Consider the following 1,357-nt stretch of genomic DNA (forward strand, 5'->3'; position numbering starts at 1 on the left):
CAGGGCTTTCGCAAGATCGAGGTATGACCGGATAGTCGGTTGTAGGGTAGTCACGCCGGTTCTGGCGGGTACGTAGAAGAACGCGGCCTTCTGGTGATCATTCAGGTGTCTAGACTGGATGATCGAGAAGGACCGCGTTCGTGGAAGCATCATCGTTGATCGGCGGCCTGTCCGCACGCCTGTCCGGCGTGTCGCCGCTGTCGGAACAGGACACACCGGGGCTGTTACAGGTCCTCACGGCAGTTCCGGACCCACGGGACCCGCGGGGGCGGATCCATCCGCTGCCGGGACTGCTCGCCATCGCGATCGCGGCGGTGGTCTCGGGTTCCAGCCGGGTCGTGGAGATCGTGGAGTGGGCAGCCGACCTGCCCGACGCGGTGTGGGATCGTCTCGGCGCTACCCGCGACGCGTTCACCGGTGCCCGACGCGTGCCTGACGACAGCACCCTGTCGCGGGTACTGACCGGCGTCAACGCCGACGCTCTGGATGCCGCGGTGTGCCGCTGGCTGCTGGGCCGGGCGGGTCTGACCGGCGCGGGCCGGCGGGTGATCGCGGTCGACGGCAAGACGCTACGAGGCAGCGGCCCAGCCGGAGCCCAGGTGCATCTGCTGGCTGCGCTGGACCAGGCCGAACAGATCGTCCTGGCACAGATCGACGTCAACGGCAAGACGAACGAGATCAGCCGGTTCGCGCCGCTGCTGGAAGGTCTGAACCTGGCCGGGGCGATCATCACGGCGGATGCGTTGCATACCCAGCGGGAGCATGCCCGCTGGCTGGTCGAGGAGAAGAAGGCCGGTTACGTCTTCGTCGTCAAGCGCAATCAGCCACGGTTGTACCGGCAGGTCAAAGCCCTGCCCTGGAAGAAGATCCCGGCGCTGGACGCCACCCACGATCGGGGGCACGGCCGTTACGACGTCCGGGCGTTGCAGGCCGTCACCTGCCTTGGCGCGTTGGCGCTGGACTTTCCGTACGCGGTGCAGGCGCTGCGGATCCGGCGCCGCCGGTACAACGCGGCCACCGACCGATGGTCTACCGTCACGGTGTACGCCATCACCAATCTCACCGCAGCTCAGGCCAGCCCCGAGGAGCTGACCGACTGGCTACGCGGACACTGGGCCATCGAAGTCCTTCACCACATCCGCGACACGACCTACCGCGAGGACGCCAGCCGGCTACGCACCGGCAACGCACCCCGCGTGCTGGCCACCCTGCGTAACACCGCGATCAGCCTTCTCCGCCTCGACGGCGTCACCTCGATCGCGCCAGCCTTACGCCGAAACGGCCGAGACCCCTACCGATCCCTACGACTCCTAGGAATCACCTAAAACGGTCATACTTCGACCTTGCGAAAGCCCTG

General features: G+C 66.8%; 1 protein-coding gene. It reads left to right on the forward strand.

Annotation, left to right across the window (positions count from 1 at the left end; all coding sequences use genetic code 11):
- The first annotated feature begins 155 nt into the window (after window positions 1-155).
- Window positions 156-1,325 carry an ISAs1 family transposase gene (locus tag ACFQS1_RS40435; protein WP_378978372.1) on the forward strand — a complete coding sequence of 390 codons (1,170 nt, stop codon included), beginning with the start codon at window positions 156-158 and terminating at the stop codon, window positions 1,323-1,325.
- The last annotated feature ends 32 nt before the right edge of the window (window positions 1,326-1,357 follow it).

Origin of the sequence: Paractinoplanes rhizophilus (genome assembly GCF_042664765.1) — a bacterium.
In the GTDB taxonomy this organism is placed as follows: domain Bacteria; phylum Actinomycetota; class Actinomycetes; order Mycobacteriales; family Micromonosporaceae; genus Actinoplanes; species Actinoplanes rhizophilus.